Here is a 15,457-nt window from a genome sequence, read left to right as displayed (position 1 = left end):
GCTTCGCTCTATGGAGAGGGGTTTCAAGAATAAGTCGCACATCACCTCACTTAATTAGCTTGATAAATAAATTAAGAACCGCCTAGAAACTTCTAGACGGTTTTTAATTACGAATTACGTTAGCGTAGCGGGGCGCAGCCCATTACGAATTACGCGGAATCCGTTCAATTTCCGCATAGCCACTGAAAATTAATCTTTTTCCTTCAGTTTCTAAACGATTCAGCCGCATTTTTACCCCATCTAGGTCAAAACGATCCAAATCGACCATATTATCTAAAATTTCTGCTAGTGCTAGGCTTAATGTCCGAGAAATTTCTTTTTGGGTGTCTGGTACTAAATCAAGCTCAATTTTGGGGTCTTGAAAAGCAATTCGCCGACGTTTTTCTACGGCTATGCTTAAAGTCATGTGCAGGGGTATGAGTTCACCATTATTTAAATCTGCCTGGGCTGAGAGTCGCAGGCAATTTTGGGGTAATAGTTTTACTTGCACCTCGGTGAAAGATACTGGCTGACCGCCTGATAATGCTGTTAAAGCAGGTACAGAAAGATTGACTAGGCGTTTTTTCACCAATTCAGCTTTAAACGCCTGATTTATGCCATCTTCCGATAATACTATTTGCGCGATCGCCTGAGTTGGTTGCTTCAGATTTAACTTCCCACCTAAAACTGCACCAAAGTCAATAGTTACCGCATCCGTTTCAAAAGACATCTCCTCTACAGCAAAATCTCTACGGATAACCAAGCCGCGTCCACTCATTTTGAAACTATCAATGCTGCCTTGCAACAGTTTGCTGGAGGGGTAGCAGCGCACAAGGACTTCTACTGACTCGCTTCGGGTAAATAAATGGCGAATCGTTTGGCTAGCAACTGTATTGAGCATTTTTTCGCCCCAGTCAGTGCCTTGAGGATCTTGTAAACCAGTTAGTCCGCCGAACATTTGGTTGTGGGTCTCTAGAAGTTCTTTGTACTTTTGTAACAAATTGTGAACAATACGGCAAGCGATCCCGTGATTAAATGTGCTGATAGTTTGACTTGGGATAGCTGATGATAGATAAGGGCATAGGGCATAGGGCATGGGGCATGGGGCATTGGGCATGGGGCATTGGGAATTGGGCAATTCAATTTTGGATTTTGGATTTTAAATTTTGGATTGGATTTCAATCTAAAATCCGAAATCTAAAATCTAAAATTCTTTCCCTTGTCTCCCTTGTCTCCCTTGTCTCCCCTGCTCCCTGCTCCCCTGCTCCCTGCCCCCTGCTCCCTGCCCCCTGCCCCCTGCTCCCTGCTCCCTGCCCCCAGTCCCCTAATTCTTCCCATTCGGTCTTTGAATAATCGTTTCCACAACTCGCCGCTTGGCTTTGGGATCAATTCCCACTAAGCGCACGTACTCACCGCTATACTCACCTAAAAAAGATTCCAAAGTGGAGATAGCGTCAGACTCAGCATCGATGTGGACAGTACCGCAACTTTGCCAAGAACCTGTACGGAAACGACGTTCATCTACGTGTTCAAAATTAATTTGATAACCTTGAGATAAGATTTGCCGGATTTGTTCTTGTGTATCTAGGCTTAAGTGGGTATTTGAATTTTGATTGGTGGGTTGGTTGCTTGATGTTACCTCAACTGGTGGTTCTGGCTGATAGCTTTTACCTCGATTCAAACGATTATATTCATTTACTAATTGGGAAGTCTCGACTCGTTGCTGTTCAGCCATTATAAATTTTCCAGACTCGATGAGATGGGAGAGAGTAAAATCTGGTTTTTTAAATACGGGTGCGCCTTCTAAGCTATTGACTACACGCAAAGATATATGCTCAAATCCTACTTGATGGATGAAGTCGCGGATTTGTTCGTCGTAAATGCGCGATCGCAATGCACTAAAAAAGTCAATGGATTGATTAGGGAAAGTATCCACCAGTTGTTCAATTTCTCTAGGTGAGAGTCCATCTTCAGCAAAAATTCCCCCCACAATACCCACCTTATCATCGCGGTTAGGCTGCCAATAAAATTTCTCCATCCGTCCATCCCGAATCAATGGTGCGTAGAGTGTGGAAAAATCATTACCTGTGACGATAATCGGGACACGCCGGATGGGATTTGAGTCATAGCTTCCCGGTAGCTGCACATCTGTGGGATTATCGGCAATATTCATCAGTGTGGCATTCACCAACTGAGTATTTACAGTGTATTGCGTCCCTTCATCAAAGCGTCCTGCACCTGCATCTAAATCATTAATCATCAGTACGCACATTTTACCCCGGACTTTGATCAGCTCGGCTGTTTCTCGATAACGGAGGCGAATTAACCGTGCGGGATCTCCTGCATCGGGACTTTCCAACTCACCACCAGAAATCAGTGTGACTTCTACACCCATCTTTTCAAAGGCTAACTCACATTGAAAGGTTTTCCCTTCACCTTTGCGTCCATGAATCCCTAAAATTAACGGTACTCTAATCCCAGGAATATTCAAGAAGTTTTTGGTGATATGAACAGCTAGTTTGTCTAAAAAGCGGGGAGCAATATAATAAGCCATAAGTTTATCCCTGGTTAAGATGTATAAAAATAATGCTAAGTTTTTTTGGTGTCTAATGTTTATTTAACTTGCGGTAGAGTTTAAAAATTTCTTACCATAAACGTTGTATAGAATAGTTATCAAAAATTGTATCTGCACTGAGGATAGGGAGATTTTCTGTGATAGCTTTTGCAATTAGCATTCTGTCAAAGGGATCACGATGATGTAGAGGTAGTTGGGACACAATATTAATATGCTGAATTTTGATTTCTAGTAAACTAAATTCATTAATAATAATTTGCTGTGTAATAAAGATTTCAAAGGGCAAATTAAAGGTCAACTTACCTATACTTTGCTTAATCCCTATTTCCCAGATGCTAGCTAGACTCAGAAAAATTGCATTATTTTCATCGTTGATTAATTGTTTTACTGAATTGCTGAGTTTTGCATCATCTGTTACATACCAAATGAAAGTGTGTGTATCCATGAGCAACATCATTACATATATTCCTGAAATTCTTCTAATGGTTCGTCAAAGTCGTCTGCTATGGTAATCAGCCCTTTAGCACTTCCTGGTTGACGGTGGCGTTTTACTGGCGATACAGGAGTTAATTTTACAACAGGTTGATTATCTTTAATGATGATAATTTCTTCACCACCAAGTGCTGCGTCAATCAACTCTGATAAATTCTCAGATGCTTCAGATAGAGTAATTTGTGTCATAATTTCCGCCTATAATGAAATTGTTATGAACTTTTCTAATTTAATCAATTAAGAGAATTTTGATAGTTGTTGTATAAAATTTTGATGTGCTTCAGAACTTAAACCTTGTTGTAGCACTGCTAAAACTCGTGGCATTTCACCAGTTAATAAAGCAGAAACATCTAACCATAAACCAGGGAATAGTATACTTTTAATCATACCCTCATTGTCTGCTTCTAATGATATATATTCGCCATTCTCTAAAACGAACCAATCTAATTTTTGCTCTAATACCTGCCAAACAATATATTCTTTAACACCATTGCGGCGATAGACTCGTTTTTTATCATACAAGTCATTGGCAGCACTGCTAGCTGCAACTTCTGCAATTAACTCTGGCGCACCTTCTATATAATCATCTTCACTAATACGCGCTTGTCCACCTAGTTTCTGCTCAATTAACAAGACAACATCAGGTTGTACTTCATTATCTAAATCTAAACGGACTGTAGCATTATCACCTAAATCTAACCCTGGGGTAGCAACTTTGTAAGTCCATAACCAGCCGATAAGATTACCGTGAGGTTCTCCATGACTTCTAAAACGTAATGGTGAGGCCACGTATACAACTCCTTCAATTAATTCTGCTTTTTTAATGTGTGGCATTGCTGTATATCGCTGTTCAAATTCGTGGCGTGTAAGTCTATCGCCACTTTCTAACGGAGGAACTTTCTTTTCTAGTGATGATGTCATGAGTAGATTTTTCACAGGAATGTTACTGCTTCTAGTATAGGCAATTCTTATCTCAATTCAAACATTACTAACGGTAACTCAATCCGAAATGACTACCCCATACAGTATCTTGCAAAGCTATTGTCTATTTATTCTGAAGCATATAAATGCCGTAAACAAACTTAGTACGATTTTTGTAAGCTATGGATTTTCTAATTATTTCTTGAAGTCTATAAAATTCCATTAGCCATAGAACTGAATGCCAAATTAAGGTTAATTTAGATTGATTATTTATTTTAGACTCAGAAAATAAATTATTGAATAAAACAAAATTCAAATCCTTTATCATTTTTATAACGATTGGATTGGCACTGATGGTATATATATTTCTGTGCCTTCTCACACCATCTTGATAGGATTCATAAAACAATAATTTGCCAATACCTTGTCCTCGAAATTCCTTAAATACAAATAATGCTGCTATTTTATACCAATGTTTATTAAAATTATAATTTAAACAAACTCCTAGTATTTTGCCAGCTTCATTTTCAGCAACTATTATATGTTCTGCTGCCATCCACTCTGTTAAAGAATAACCGATAATATTAGGTGTCAACTTAATTTGTTTAATAAGTAATTCTGCTTCGGATTGGGTGATTTTTCTCTTGTAAATTTTCACCATAATTCAATCCATCGAAGAAATTAAAGATTGTCTATCAAAAGCATTAGAAGTAAACAAGGCAATTCAGCGAGAAGCAAATCGCAACAAAAGCAAAATATCAGACTCAGAAATTCCCCAACAATGGATACTCACACCCACCGCAATAGATTTTTCGCTCATTGCACAAATTCAACAATTATCCATAGAGAAGTTAGAAATCTTAGGAGAAGAATTATTAGATTTTGTCACAGTCGCAGATTTAGAACTCTGGTTAAACCAACAACAGAACATTACAAATCAATAAATTTAATAATAATTAATGATTAGCGATCGCCTACTACTCAAATCTTGCATCTGGAAATATCGGTGTCAAAGCCAAAACAACGATAATAATCACAGTACTACCACAGGAATGTAAATCTACTAATATAAAAGTAATTTTTATTACAGCAATAAAGTTTTTAGCATAAAAAACATAAATTATTATAGTTATTGAGTGAATTTCGTTGTCTAAAATAACTTTAAAAAAGACATTATTTTCGTTGTTGACTGACAACAACCTAAACTATCTAATATACATTTTCTCCTCTGTGTTTAATTCAGTCTTGAGTTAAATAGAATTAATTGACTTGCTGGTTTACTATTTTCAGCAATATGTTTGCTATATCCACACTTTGTCAACTTCAAAATGTAGTTACAGGTCAAATATCAGTTATATCTTGCATTAAAATGCAGACTTAAATCTAAGTACCATTACCTGAGATATTTTCTTCGATCATTAATTATAAATCTTCTGAAACTTATCACATCTAATTTAGTTGGGTATAAACTCGTATATTCCCATGTCAATGTAGATACAAAGCATCGTTTATATTATTCATTGGGGCTATAATGTCTACTCCATCAAATTATTTGATCAGAGTTATTAAAATAGCTCTATTCACAGTTTTATTAACAAGCATTTTTATAAAAGAGAGAGTAAATGCAAAAGAAAATACAGAGATTGAATCATTAGTATTTAGTGAATATATTGGTAATATAAAGGAAAAAATATCTAGCTATAAATTATTGAACACTTATTCAGAGAAATTACAATCTACTGTCATTACACAAAATTTATCTTCAGAATCAATTAAACTTATTCCTAATCAAAATAATACAAATATAATAGAGCCAATCAATCCCTTTCAAAACCCAGATATTGATGAAAATGACATAGAAAAACCAGATCCTCTCAATGATGAGAATCAAAAGCCAAATCTACAACAAAGTGATTTAGAGTTATTAATACTCAATGCACTTAAAAATAGTGCATTAAGGTATCCTTGGATTATTGACCCTAGAGATAACTTCACTGTTTATTCTTCAACATTTAACCCTCTTGAGGATACAAAATATATTGATTTCTCTATTAAATTTTCTTCAGAAGAACCTGTATTCAAGAGATTTACCTTTGCCAACTTTCCCAAAGAAGATCAATTTTATTGGGTATTGCCTGGAAATCGAATTGTCATAGAAACCAAGGGATGGCAAAGTGGAGTTTTGTACCAAGGAGAATCAACCGATGGTAAACGCAGACAGAGGGTTAGACTGACTCAGAAACTTTGGGGAATGCAAGCAGTTTCATCTCTACCCCAAGCTGTTCAAGAACTAGCACAAGAAATTGGTGTTAACCAATTTTCTATCGAATCAATTGCGGCAGAAGTGATTAATCCAGTAGGTATTCCTGCTGGTTCGATTAGGATTAATGGTAGCAATGATTCTATCACTTCTACTATTCCTAATATTTCATCGTTTAATACAGAAATAGATCCTTTAATCTTACAAAGCTTCCCTACGAGTAATTTACAACCATTATTAGGTGATGTGGGTTTTACTCGTGGAACAGTAATTCCTCAAGATACTTTAAGAAATGCCGGATTTATTTGGGGAAATCCTCTAACTGGTGAAAGAACTCAGTTTCAAGCCGAAATAACATCTAATCCTGGCATAAAAGTTGGTAGTAGAGAGCAATTTGATAACTCGGATTTATATAAAATATTGTTCAATCCTGGAATTAACAACAATCAACGCAATTTTTATTATTTAAATTCACTATATTGGGTGACTTTAGGTGAAAGTAGGAGAACTTTAGCAATTAAAGACAAGTTTGAAACTTACGACTGGCATAGATTTTATTTGAGCTACTCTCGTAATCAAACTTTATTGGAGTATGATTCTTCAGCAGCTAAAGCAACTTATACTAATATTTCTACTAATCCTGGTGTTTCTTTATCTTTATCATTCTCTGAAACACAAATAGATGAATTACAAACTGCTAACTCTACAATAGGGATGCTCATAGGAGGCATTTTTGAATTAGTAAGTTTTCCAAATCTAGAAGCAAGTTTACAGGAGGCGAAACAAAGATTTTCTCGACAAGAAACTTTTGCGGCTTTAGATTCAAAAGCAACGCCAGCACAAAGACGTAATATTAACCAAATACTTAACCGAACACTGTTTTTGAGTAATCGGGTTAGTGGTTTAGATCAAGTATCTGGTATATTAACTTTTCCCAGTATAATCACACCAAATAGCTCGAGTATTTTACAACTGCGTACTGGTAATCATAAGCGTTTAGTTGAAATTATTGATGGTCAGCGTACTTGGAGAGAAGGTGAAACTTTTATTTCTAAAGCTGAAGTTTCTAATAATACTTTTGGCCCTTTAACATCTATTAGTGTCCCTGTTCCTTCACAACAAACATCCAATCGTGCGTCTGCGACACAAGTGACTTTAACTGCTCCTAATGGTCAACAGTTTACTCAAAGTTTTAATTCAGGTAATATTACATCTGCTCCTATTGACATTCGCTTATCTGACTTGGCTTTTGACCGCATTGAGTTAAGTCAAGATGGTCAACTAATTACTAGCTTACAAATATTTGATGGATATTTATATTTACCAACTATAGAGGCTTTATGGGCTGGTACTTTAGGAAAATGGAATTTTGGAATTAATTCTGGTATTTGGTTTAACTTGCATCCAGACCGTGCATTTAATATTAGCAATAATCTGGGTATTTCAGAGCCAACATTAGGTATTTATGTTAATGGAACATTGAATTATATTAACACCAGTGTAAAAGTTGATACACAGGGAAAAACTGAATCTATTACTAATCATATTCCATCGCTGCAAGTTGCTTGGAATAGTGCTGCTAATTTTCAGAATCCTGCTTACTTGAATTTAAGTTACTTTTTTTCTCATCAAAATAGAAATTTAGATTATTCTTTATCCGCAGCAATTTTACTTGTAGATAATCAATCTAGTCTGACACCAGTAGGATTTTTCCAGGGTAAATTGCTTTTAAATACAGGTTTAGAGTTGAATACTTCTCTAGAAATAAGAGATGAGTTATTCTATACCTTAGAAGGTATTAAAGCCATAAATACTCAGTGGGCTTTTGGAGGTTATTTACAGAATTTTAGAACTCTTGACCGCAATCTAGGAAATAGATTGGCTGATTTTTCATATGGTGTATTGATTCGGCATAATACTCCTGGTAGTAGTAATTTTTGGGAGTCTCGTATAGGGATATCTGGGGATTTATTAGAAGCGCGTTTTGAAGGTGGTTTTAGGTTTTAATATCTGTAAGATTTATATTTTTTTATCTAATTAATTATTTTTTTAGTCATCAAACTTATTTTTTAAACATAAATCCCCTGCCTTTTAGGCAAGAGATTTATGTTTATGATTCAGGACTTATGCAAGTGTCACACTCGATGCTTAGTGCGTGACGCGATAAGTCTTATGACTACGTTCAAATACTTTTGCCGCGTCAGATATCCTACATAAAAAATATGTCAGTTGTCTAAGTACTACGATTAATTAAAACCAACTAATCTAAACCATCATTACCCAGAGCAGCCCTAAGCACGGCTGTGTATTCGTCTAGAGTAAGATTGCCATTTCTGAGCCTATCAACTATAGCTCCTCTAATAGATCCTGCTACTTCATATGGAAGTGCAACTAGTCCACCTGTGTGGAGTGTTAAGCTCGGATATGAAACATGAGTAATGGGATCTATATATGAAGTTGCTGTTACTGTATAGTTACCATTAAATCCGGCAAAATAAGTTCCTCTAGGTGGGACGGCCTCAGCAGCAATACTGGATAGATAATTAGCAGGAGTAACATACACTGCTGCACCTGAAAAACTTGCAGGCTCTCCAGTACCAAATTCAGAAATAGGGCTTTCTATTAATACTTGTGCTGATACTGGAGTTGATGTCACGGTTAAGCAGCTAATTAACCCTGTTAAAGAGAGCGCGACTTTTAACCAGTTACCAGCAAAATTGCAAGGAAAATTCATATGGGCAAATCCTTTATTTTTGAGCAGTTGATATTTTTTGCTGGATGTTGTTGATATAGCTTGTATGAACTTTATTGATAACTAGATTCTCCTTTATTAAATTACAATATTTTTGATTGAGCAGGAAAGAGTTTGCAGGTAATTCATTAAAATAAAAATGACATTAGATCATGAATTAAGAGACATAAAATATATTTTTTTAGCAAATAAATAGAATAATTTTTATAAGTAATTAATGCTACATGAGAAGATTTGCAGCACAAATACTCAAGAGAACTTAGCAAACTTATCCCAAGTGGCTTTACTATGGACAATCACTAGTAAGTATATAAGGGTGTCAAATCAGGGCAATGCCAAATGAAAAACCATCTAGCCAAAAACGATCGCCTACGGTGGGGCGCAGTCCATTACAGCTAAGGATAAAATTTACCTTGGGGATGTTTGCGCTACTGATGATCATAAGTGCGATCGCTATTTGGCTGTTTTACCCACGTCCGCAAACAATAGTTAAACAAGAAAGTAACTACGCTATCCATAAACGCCAAAGCTTTAATCAGACTCAGTTTTATCCCCTCAATCAAACTGTCAACTCTGATTTATATCAACCTGTAGCTGAGTGGGTAGGGAGATTATTGTTACCCACATCCGAACAAATCCAAGCTGGAGAAGATTGGGTGTGGATGGAAGTGCAACACGCACCCCCTCAAGCCGAGTCTTTAGTGGGGAAAATCATCCGTTTGGAATGGCAAGACACACCACAATTAAAGTCTTATGTCCAGGCTGTACAGCGAGATGTCAACTTTACCGCCAGCACCAAAAATAGCCAAACTCAGGGTATTATCCATCCAGAGCGTTTAGATGGTCGTCTCCAGGTAGGGGCTTTGCAATCACTGGCTGGTGCAAGACCCAATGATGATGTCATTGTTACTTTAGATGATGCAGAAGTGGTGAGTGCAAGTAATGGTGAACCCCGGCTGCAAATTGCCCATGAACCTATACTAGTAACAGGAAGGTTCTACGGCTTAGTAAAAATCTTGCGTCCAGAACCAACTAGCCCAAAATATCCTGCACCTCCAGCTTGCCCAGGAAATTCCCCTTGTGCCAGCGATTTCTTCCGTGTGCGTCATTACAATCGAGTTTCTCGCCAATTTGATGGGGAGGAAGAAACCATTCGCATTCCCCAACAGGTATTTGACACCCGTGGTATACCACCATCCACCCCTAGAAAAATCGAAACTTCCCCAGTAGGGAGAGTCGGCTGGTATATATATGGGGCGAAAGATCCCCAAGGAATATTTACTGTGCAGGGATTAGTACCGCGATCGCTCCTGCAACTCCAACCGAATAACATAGTATTAGGGCAAGAATCTGGACTTACCTACATCAAAAATCATAACTGGCAGATTACACCTCAAGACCAAGGCACAATTAGCAAGGTATTAGTTGATCCCAAAGCCAACTCCTCACCCAAAGCCTTATTAAACTGGCGAGAAGGAGATAAAGCCATTGTCTTACACAACTTTGGCGGCATTGGTGGTAAAAAAGCCGAAGGATTCCCAGTTTTTACAGTCACCGGTCATTTTGCCTTTGGTATAGCCCAGGTAGTCAGTGATCCCATCACCCAAGAATTACAGTTTGCCATTAAATATGCCCAGATTTATGCTAACAATCCCGATGGGATCATTGCTGGCACACATTCTTGGGCTGATTATATGGGTAACTTACAATGGGGATGGGCAGCCACACGCCCCATTTCCGATGTACTGATTAAGTTTGCGCCCGTCACCCAAGACTATGATTTTGGCGGGATCAAACTTTCCCCCGCTACAGAATTTCTGCAACAATTGCAAATCATGATGGCACGTTATCGCACAGGTGACGGTACAGGTAGCGCGACGGTTTCCCCAGCCACTTCTTGCGTCCAGGATGCCAGCCAAGCATTATATATTGCCATTAAAGTGATCACTGAGCAAGTTAAAGGCAACCCCACCATTGAGCAATGGCTAGATACTCATCCTCAAGATTCCCAGACATTACGCTTTCAGCAGTTAGTTCGTTTGGGTAAAGCCTTAGAACAACAATTAACTCCATTGGGAATCGTTCGGGCTGACTGGCAAAGCAATGCAGATTATTTAATGGGGACTAGTACCGGGAAACCCGCACAAGATGGGCTACACCTCACCAAAGGAGATCGCAGTATTTGGGCAGCGTTAACCAGTTGGCGGACAATGTTACCCAGACAAGCCCACGACGAACTAGCGGCGTTATTCTTCAGACACGGTGGAAAACTCTGGTTTCTCCGCACTAACCAAATTGGTGGAGTCAATCCCGATATAGCCCCCTTAGCACCTACAATGGGATTAGGGTATTTGACCATTCCGGGAACAAACATTGCACCCATTACCATCTTGCTCAACCGATTACTAGCATCCCTGGTTATACCCCGAACCCAAGATTGGCTAGTGATGGGAGTGATACTATTAATTTATGGGGCGATCGCTTTACCTTTAGGATTCAAGTCAGGCTTTTTACGCTGGAGTTTCACCCCGACTCACAAACAAGAGAAAATAGCAATCGCACTCCAAGCAGCCATTACACCAGCCATCACCGAAGAAATAGTATTTCGGGTTTTATCCCTTCCCCATCCCCTAGAAGTCATCAACTGGTACAAATGGGCATTCTGGGCAGCATTCATCCTCTTACTGTTTATCATTTACCATCCCCTGAACGCCAAAACTTTCTGCCCTGCTGGATATCCCACCTTTTTCCACCCCATTTTCCTCACCTTAGCCGGACTTTTGGGGCTATCCTGTACACTTGCCTATGCACTCACCGGTTGCTTTTGGGTAATCTTCCTCATCCACTGGATTGTAGTAGTAGTCTGGCTTTTAGCATTAGGCGGAAAGCAAACTCTACAAACTAACACCACAATCAAACCTCCGCGCCCCTCCGCGTAAACTTTTGTATCCCTCTGCGTTGAAAAATACCAAATATACTTTTCTTCCCTTCTGATATTTTTCTGTTAAAAACGGGTAATTTACTTGTGAGCAAAAGTAACTCACCTCAGATGTTAATCAAGCACTAGCATTCCTAGGTTAGTTTATGCTTATCAAACACTCAGCAGGAACTTATTAAATAATCTTCAGGTCAGCTTATGTAGCGTAGATGACAATTTATTTGATACACAATAGCCTACAATCAATTGTCCGTAAACCTTAAACCCTAGTAACAATTACTATACTTTCAGGAAAGTAGCATTTTTACCTATAAAATTGCATTTCCATACACTGTGTAGTTTCCCAACCGGAGATTTTCCCTATATATATGAAATGACTATTAGGAATATTAAAAGTCTATAAGTTAAAGAAATACCACTTTTATATTTTCTTTGTTATTTTGTATTTAACGGGACAGTTCTCACCCATTCAGTAAGTTTAAATATCAATTAGCTACCCGTTTACCTACAAAATTCCTAAAGATTAACTTATATTTGTGCTTATCTTAATTTATCTGCACAGAATATAATTTTGGAGATTGTATGGTAGGCTGCACAATTGATAAGTAGTTTACTCTCACCAAGAGGCTAAGTTTATGAATGTCATCAAAACCAACAATCAACACATTGTTTTATCTGCATTTATTAAACAGGAAGGAATCTCCCCAAAAGCAGATATTGCTCACAGATTTGATTTATTAAAACCCTTACGCCAGTGGCTTGACACTCTAGAAATTCACAATCGTAAATTAGCTTACTTTCTCGCTAAATTTATTCCGGCTCAGTGTCCTTTTGAGCGTGATGTCATGTTATTTGGTCACAAAATCGCTCACATTCCCCCCATGTGTAAACTCAACCCCCTATACGATCAATTTGTTGGGTTGCGTTTTCGCGCTTTGTGTTATTTAGTAGATCAATGTGGCGAGGATATCCAATCCTACTGCTAATGTAAGAATTGAGAAAGCGTGATATGCAAATCAAAATTGAGCATCAACCAAGTCAAGAAAAACTACATCAATTAGGTGTATTTAAATGGGATATTTGGCAAAAAGAAATATCTAAATTTCCCTGGACTTATGATACTCAAGAAACTTGTTATTTTTTAGAAGGTGATGTAATAGTTACGCCTGATGGCGGCCAAGCAGTGCAGATGGGTAAAGGTGATTTAGTAACCTTTCCGGCTGGAATGTCTTGTACATGGGAAATTAAAAGCGACGTAAAAAAACACTATTTCTTTGATTAGCTATACGTGAAGCATCAGGGTTATTTCCCTTGTATAGTCATGTCATCCATGAGTTATAAATTGTATGGAGTTAGGCAGCGAGTGTTGCTAAAGTATCAGAATCGGTAATTGTTTGTATCCCTATATTTGAAACCTCGTAGCGACTCCATACCCAAATGAGTATTGAGAAAATTAAATAATCTGTCGTGCATATAAGTAAGTCGGCGAGAAAAAAACAAACTACATTAAGTAATGTAAAATTTAATTGAATTAGCTTGTAGTAAGGGCTTTAGCCCTTAAGAGAGGACTAAAGTCCCTACTACAAACCTTGAATTATTCACGCCGTTCTACTTAGTTCAATACGGTTCAGTTAAGATTTATACTTTTTAAACCTTTAACTAATCTTGTCATGCCTGCTTCTACGGTATGTTTTTGCAACGCGCCATAGGCGACTCGCAAATAGCAACCTTTTTCCATGCCAAATGTTGTGCCGGGAATGACTGCAATTTGATGTTCTTGAATGAGTCGTTTAACTAATGCCAAAGCATCCATCTGGGTATGGACTTTGAGGAAAAAATAGAACGCACCGTCAGCAGGGATGATGGTACATAAGCCTTGTAGCTGTTGTAGATATTTTAAAACTAATTTTCGGACTTGGGCGATCGCACCAATATTTTCCTGTAAATACTCTGGTTGGGCTTGCAATGCTCCCAAGGCTGCATACTGGGAAACAACTGGCGGACAAATTAAAATGGTATCCTGGACTTTTTTAATTGCCACCAGCAGGTGTTGGGGTATCACCATATAACCAATTCGCCAACTGGCAAAACCATAAGCTTTGGAAAGACTAAATAGGGAAATTGTATATTCACTGCTGCCAGGAAATGATGCGGGAGAAACGTGTTTTATACCGTCGTAGGTAAAGTATTCATAGGCTTCATCGCTGATATGATATATATTGCGATCGCCACAAATTTGATTGACTTGGCGTAATAAATCTTCCGAATATACTACCCCGGTGGGATTATTGGGTGAAATTGTGACAACTGCCCGTGTTTTCGGTGTAATAGCTTGGGCTATTGCTTCCGGGCGTAGTTGATAATTGGCATCGGTTGCAACTAACACCACACGACAACCAGCCATAGTAATAGCCATTTCATGGTTGAAGTAATAAGGCGTATTCAAAATAATTTCATCACCAGGGGAAGTAATAGCAAGAATCGCATTCATAAATGCCATATTGCTGCCCGCAGTGACGACGATACAATTTTCTGTATTGATGGTAATACTATTAAACGCTAGTAATTTTTCAGCTAAGGCAGTTAATAAAGGTGGAATACCTGTAACTGCTTGATATAAATTATTACTAGCTTCAGCTAAAAATTGCGGTAGCATTTCTATAGCTGAAGCTGGAGGGCTATAAGAAACTACGCCTTGTCCTAAAGAAATCGTACCAGGAGAATTTTTAATTAATTCCCCAACTACAGGAATAATTGGCGATTGTACCGCCTGCATTCGAGAGATGAATTTTGTCATGGGGCATCGGGAATGGGGCATGGGGCATGGGGGAGCGGGTGAGCGAAAAAAGGTGTGGGAGGTGTGGGAGGTGTGGGAGGTGTGGGGAGTGTGGAGGGTAATTTTTTGGATACGTAGCTAGAAATCCCACATAAAATTTCGTTCACCCTGGGGGAGCAGAGGAGACTTTATCATTCATGCCGATAAAGGCGGGGGGAAACGGATATCTGCACTGAAATTTTTCACATTGGCACTGTGATCAATCGGTAAAACATATTCTAGGTTTTCATGGGGACGGGGAATGATATGATCTCCTAGCCACTCACCACCGTTAACTCGTTGTATAGACTCTAATCCAGCTTTAACAGCAACATTCACTTCCCCGACTTCTCCCCGAATTAATACGGTAATTCGTCCTAAATCAGTATTTTCGTATCCTACTAAGGTGACACGGGCAGCTTTACACATGGCATCACTTACTTCTATTGCTGTGGGAACGCCATAAATTTCAATCATGCCTAGTGCCAATGTCATATATGATTCAAGATTTAAAAAAAGATTTGAATTGAAATGAATACAATTCAAATCCTATCATTCGTTGTATTAAGTTACGCCTGATGTGAATTAGGAAAACCGCCTATCCAATAAATAGTAGGGGCGGGTTAACAAACATCATTCATGATTAACTTTTGATCTCGGTGAACCCGCCCCTACAAATATCTAGGTATTTCCAAGATTTGAATTGACATTAGACGTAAGTTTTA

16 protein-coding genes are annotated in these 15,457 nt (G+C 38.2%); 5 read left to right on the top strand and 11 right to left on the bottom strand.

Translation table 11 applies throughout. The features are described 5' to 3' along the window. Positions 1 to 142: 142 nt before the first annotated feature. The 7 genes from ACPZ3T_RS09410 to ACPZ3T_RS09380 form a co-directional block, all read right to left on the bottom strand. On the bottom strand, positions 143 to 937 hold the full coding sequence (locus ACPZ3T_RS09410; RefSeq protein WP_490277170.1) for an LmeA family phospholipid-binding protein: 795 nt from the start codon (positions 935 to 937) through the stop codon (positions 143 to 145). A 239-nt stretch (positions 938 to 1,176) separates the two neighbouring features. Further along, positions 1,177 to 1,317, bottom strand: a complete 141-nt coding sequence (locus ACPZ3T_RS09405; protein ID WP_490275496.1) for a hypothetical protein — start codon at positions 1,315 to 1,317, stop codon at positions 1,177 to 1,179. Further along, positions 1,304 to 2,533, bottom strand: a complete 1,230-nt coding sequence (locus ACPZ3T_RS09400) for a RuBisCO small subunit-like domain-containing protein (protein WP_490275494.1) — start codon at positions 2,531 to 2,533, stop codon at positions 1,304 to 1,306. The genes ACPZ3T_RS09405 and ACPZ3T_RS09400 overlap by 14 nt, the downstream gene beginning before the upstream one ends. Before the next feature lie 91 nt (positions 2,534 to 2,624). Then, positions 2,625 to 3,011, bottom strand: a complete 387-nt coding sequence (locus ACPZ3T_RS09395; RefSeq protein WP_490275492.1) for a type II toxin-antitoxin system VapC family toxin — start codon at positions 3,009 to 3,011, stop codon at positions 2,625 to 2,627. After that, positions 3,011 to 3,235 carry a type II toxin-antitoxin system Phd/YefM family antitoxin gene (locus ACPZ3T_RS09390; protein ID WP_490275490.1) on the bottom strand — a complete coding sequence of 75 codons (225 nt, stop codon included), beginning with the start codon at positions 3,233 to 3,235 and terminating at the stop codon, positions 3,011 to 3,013. Before ACPZ3T_RS09390 ends, ACPZ3T_RS09395 begins: the two co-directional genes overlap by 1 nt. A 48-nt stretch (positions 3,236 to 3,283) precedes the next feature. Continuing rightward, positions 3,284 to 3,967 carry a Uma2 family endonuclease gene (locus ACPZ3T_RS09385; protein ID WP_490275488.1) on the bottom strand — a complete coding sequence of 228 codons (684 nt, stop codon included), beginning with the start codon at positions 3,965 to 3,967 and terminating at the stop codon, positions 3,284 to 3,286. Between the two features lie 124 nt (positions 3,968 to 4,091). Further along, the gene (locus tag ACPZ3T_RS09380) at positions 4,092 to 4,628 is read right to left on the bottom strand and encodes a GNAT family N-acetyltransferase (RefSeq protein WP_490275486.1); all 537 of its coding nucleotides are present in this window, start codon (positions 4,626 to 4,628) and stop codon (positions 4,092 to 4,094) included. 124 nt (positions 4,629 to 4,752) lie between these two features. On the opposite strand from ACPZ3T_RS09380, the gene ACPZ3T_RS09375 reads away from it, so the two are divergent. Both ACPZ3T_RS09375 and ACPZ3T_RS09370 read left to right on the top strand, forming a co-directional pair. Then, positions 4,753 to 4,911, top strand: a complete 159-nt coding sequence (locus ACPZ3T_RS09375) for a DUF4351 domain-containing protein (protein ID WP_490277169.1) — start codon at positions 4,753 to 4,755, stop codon at positions 4,909 to 4,911. Positions 4,912 to 5,498: 587 nt separating this feature from the next. Continuing rightward, complete coding sequence (locus ACPZ3T_RS09370; protein WP_490275484.1) at positions 5,499 to 8,234, top strand: hypothetical protein; 2,736 nt, start codon at positions 5,499 to 5,501, stop codon at positions 8,232 to 8,234. Between the two features lie 253 nt (positions 8,235 to 8,487). Here ACPZ3T_RS09370 and ACPZ3T_RS09365 read toward each other — a convergent pair whose 3' ends face one another. Continuing rightward, on the bottom strand, positions 8,488 to 8,961 hold the full coding sequence (locus tag ACPZ3T_RS09365; protein ID WP_490275482.1) for a hypothetical protein: 474 nt from the start codon (positions 8,959 to 8,961) through the stop codon (positions 8,488 to 8,490). Between the two features lie 350 nt (positions 8,962 to 9,311). On the opposite strand from ACPZ3T_RS09365, the gene ACPZ3T_RS09360 reads away from it, so the two are divergent. The 3 genes from ACPZ3T_RS09360 (at position 9,312) to ACPZ3T_RS09350 (ending at position 13,199) form a co-directional block, all read left to right on the top strand. Next, entirely contained in the window at positions 9,312 to 11,918 is a 2,607-nt protein-coding gene (locus ACPZ3T_RS09360) for a CPBP family glutamic-type intramembrane protease (RefSeq protein WP_490275481.1), read from the top strand. A gap of 634 nt (positions 11,919 to 12,552) precedes the next feature. Further along, on the top strand, positions 12,553 to 12,903 hold the full coding sequence (locus ACPZ3T_RS09355; RefSeq protein WP_490275479.1) for a Mo-dependent nitrogenase C-terminal domain-containing protein: 351 nt from the start codon (positions 12,553 to 12,555) through the stop codon (positions 12,901 to 12,903). A gap of 23 nt (positions 12,904 to 12,926) precedes the next feature. Further along, positions 12,927 to 13,199: a cupin domain-containing protein gene (locus ACPZ3T_RS09350; protein WP_490275477.1), complete on the top strand. Its 273-nt coding sequence runs from the start codon at positions 12,927 to 12,929 to the stop codon at positions 13,197 to 13,199. A 345-nt stretch (positions 13,200 to 13,544) separates the two neighbouring features. Here ACPZ3T_RS09350 and ACPZ3T_RS09345 read toward each other — a convergent pair whose 3' ends face one another. Genes ACPZ3T_RS09345 through ACPZ3T_RS09335 form a run of 3 tightly spaced genes read right to left on the bottom strand, consistent with a single transcriptional unit; the run spans position 13,545 to position 15,227 of the window. Beyond that, positions 13,545 to 14,714: a pyridoxal phosphate-dependent aminotransferase gene (locus tag ACPZ3T_RS09345; protein WP_490275475.1), complete on the bottom strand. Its 1,170-nt coding sequence runs from the start codon at positions 14,712 to 14,714 to the stop codon at positions 13,545 to 13,547. Beyond that, positions 14,711 to 14,860: a hypothetical protein gene (locus tag ACPZ3T_RS09340; RefSeq protein ID WP_490275473.1), complete on the bottom strand. Its 150-nt coding sequence runs from the start codon at positions 14,858 to 14,860 to the stop codon at positions 14,711 to 14,713. Before ACPZ3T_RS09340 ends, ACPZ3T_RS09345 begins: the two co-directional genes overlap by 4 nt. A gap of 28 nt (positions 14,861 to 14,888) precedes the next feature. After that, on the bottom strand, positions 14,889 to 15,227 hold the full coding sequence (locus tag ACPZ3T_RS09335; RefSeq protein WP_490275471.1) for a carbon dioxide-concentrating mechanism protein CcmK: 339 nt from the start codon (positions 15,225 to 15,227) through the stop codon (positions 14,889 to 14,891). Positions 15,228 to 15,457: the final 230 nt, after the last annotated feature.

Source organism: Aliinostoc maniaoense (genome assembly GCF_058172895.1).
This window is presented reverse-complemented; position numbering and strand designations above follow the sequence as displayed.

What these genes read in the sequence shown, in the direction of transcription:
- ACPZ3T_RS09410 (WP_490277170.1), bottom strand. Translation starts at nt 937, where the DNA reads ATGTTCGGCGGACTAACTGGTTTACAAGATCCTCAAGGCACTGACTGG.
- ACPZ3T_RS09405 (WP_490275496.1), bottom strand. Translation starts at nt 1,317, where the DNA reads ATGGGAAGAATTAGGGGACTGGGGGCAGGGAGCAGGGAGCAGGGGGCA.
- ACPZ3T_RS09400 (WP_490275494.1), bottom strand. Translation starts at nt 2,533, where the DNA reads ATGGCTTATTATATTGCTCCCCGCTTTTTAGACAAACTAGCTGTTCAT.
- ACPZ3T_RS09395 (WP_490275492.1), bottom strand. Translation starts at nt 3,011, where the DNA reads ATGATGTTGCTCATGGATACACACACTTTCATTTGGTATGTAACAGAT.
- ACPZ3T_RS09390 (WP_490275490.1), bottom strand. Translation starts at nt 3,235, where the DNA reads ATGACACAAATTACTCTATCTGAAGCATCTGAGAATTTATCAGAGTTG.
- ACPZ3T_RS09385 (WP_490275488.1), bottom strand. Translation starts at nt 3,967, where the DNA reads ATGACATCATCACTAGAAAAGAAAGTTCCTCCGTTAGAAAGTGGCGAT.
- ACPZ3T_RS09380 (WP_490275486.1), bottom strand. Translation starts at nt 4,628, where the DNA reads ATGGTGAAAATTTACAAGAGAAAAATCACCCAATCCGAAGCAGAATTA.
- ACPZ3T_RS09370 (WP_490275484.1), top strand. Translation starts at nt 5,499, where the DNA reads ATGTCTACTCCATCAAATTATTTGATCAGAGTTATTAAAATAGCTCTA.
- ACPZ3T_RS09365 (WP_490275482.1), bottom strand. Translation starts at nt 8,961, where the DNA reads ATGAATTTTCCTTGCAATTTTGCTGGTAACTGGTTAAAAGTCGCGCTC.
- ACPZ3T_RS09360 (WP_490275481.1), top strand. Translation starts at nt 9,312, where the DNA reads ATGCCAAATGAAAAACCATCTAGCCAAAAACGATCGCCTACGGTGGGG.
- ACPZ3T_RS09355 (WP_490275479.1), top strand. Translation starts at nt 12,553, where the DNA reads ATGAATGTCATCAAAACCAACAATCAACACATTGTTTTATCTGCATTT.
- ACPZ3T_RS09350 (WP_490275477.1), top strand. Translation starts at nt 12,927, where the DNA reads ATGCAAATCAAAATTGAGCATCAACCAAGTCAAGAAAAACTACATCAA.
- ACPZ3T_RS09345 (WP_490275475.1), bottom strand. Translation starts at nt 14,714, where the DNA reads ATGACAAAATTCATCTCTCGAATGCAGGCGGTACAATCGCCAATTATT.
- ACPZ3T_RS09335 (WP_490275471.1), bottom strand. Translation starts at nt 15,227, where the DNA reads ATGACATTGGCACTAGGCATGATTGAAATTTATGGCGTTCCCACAGCA.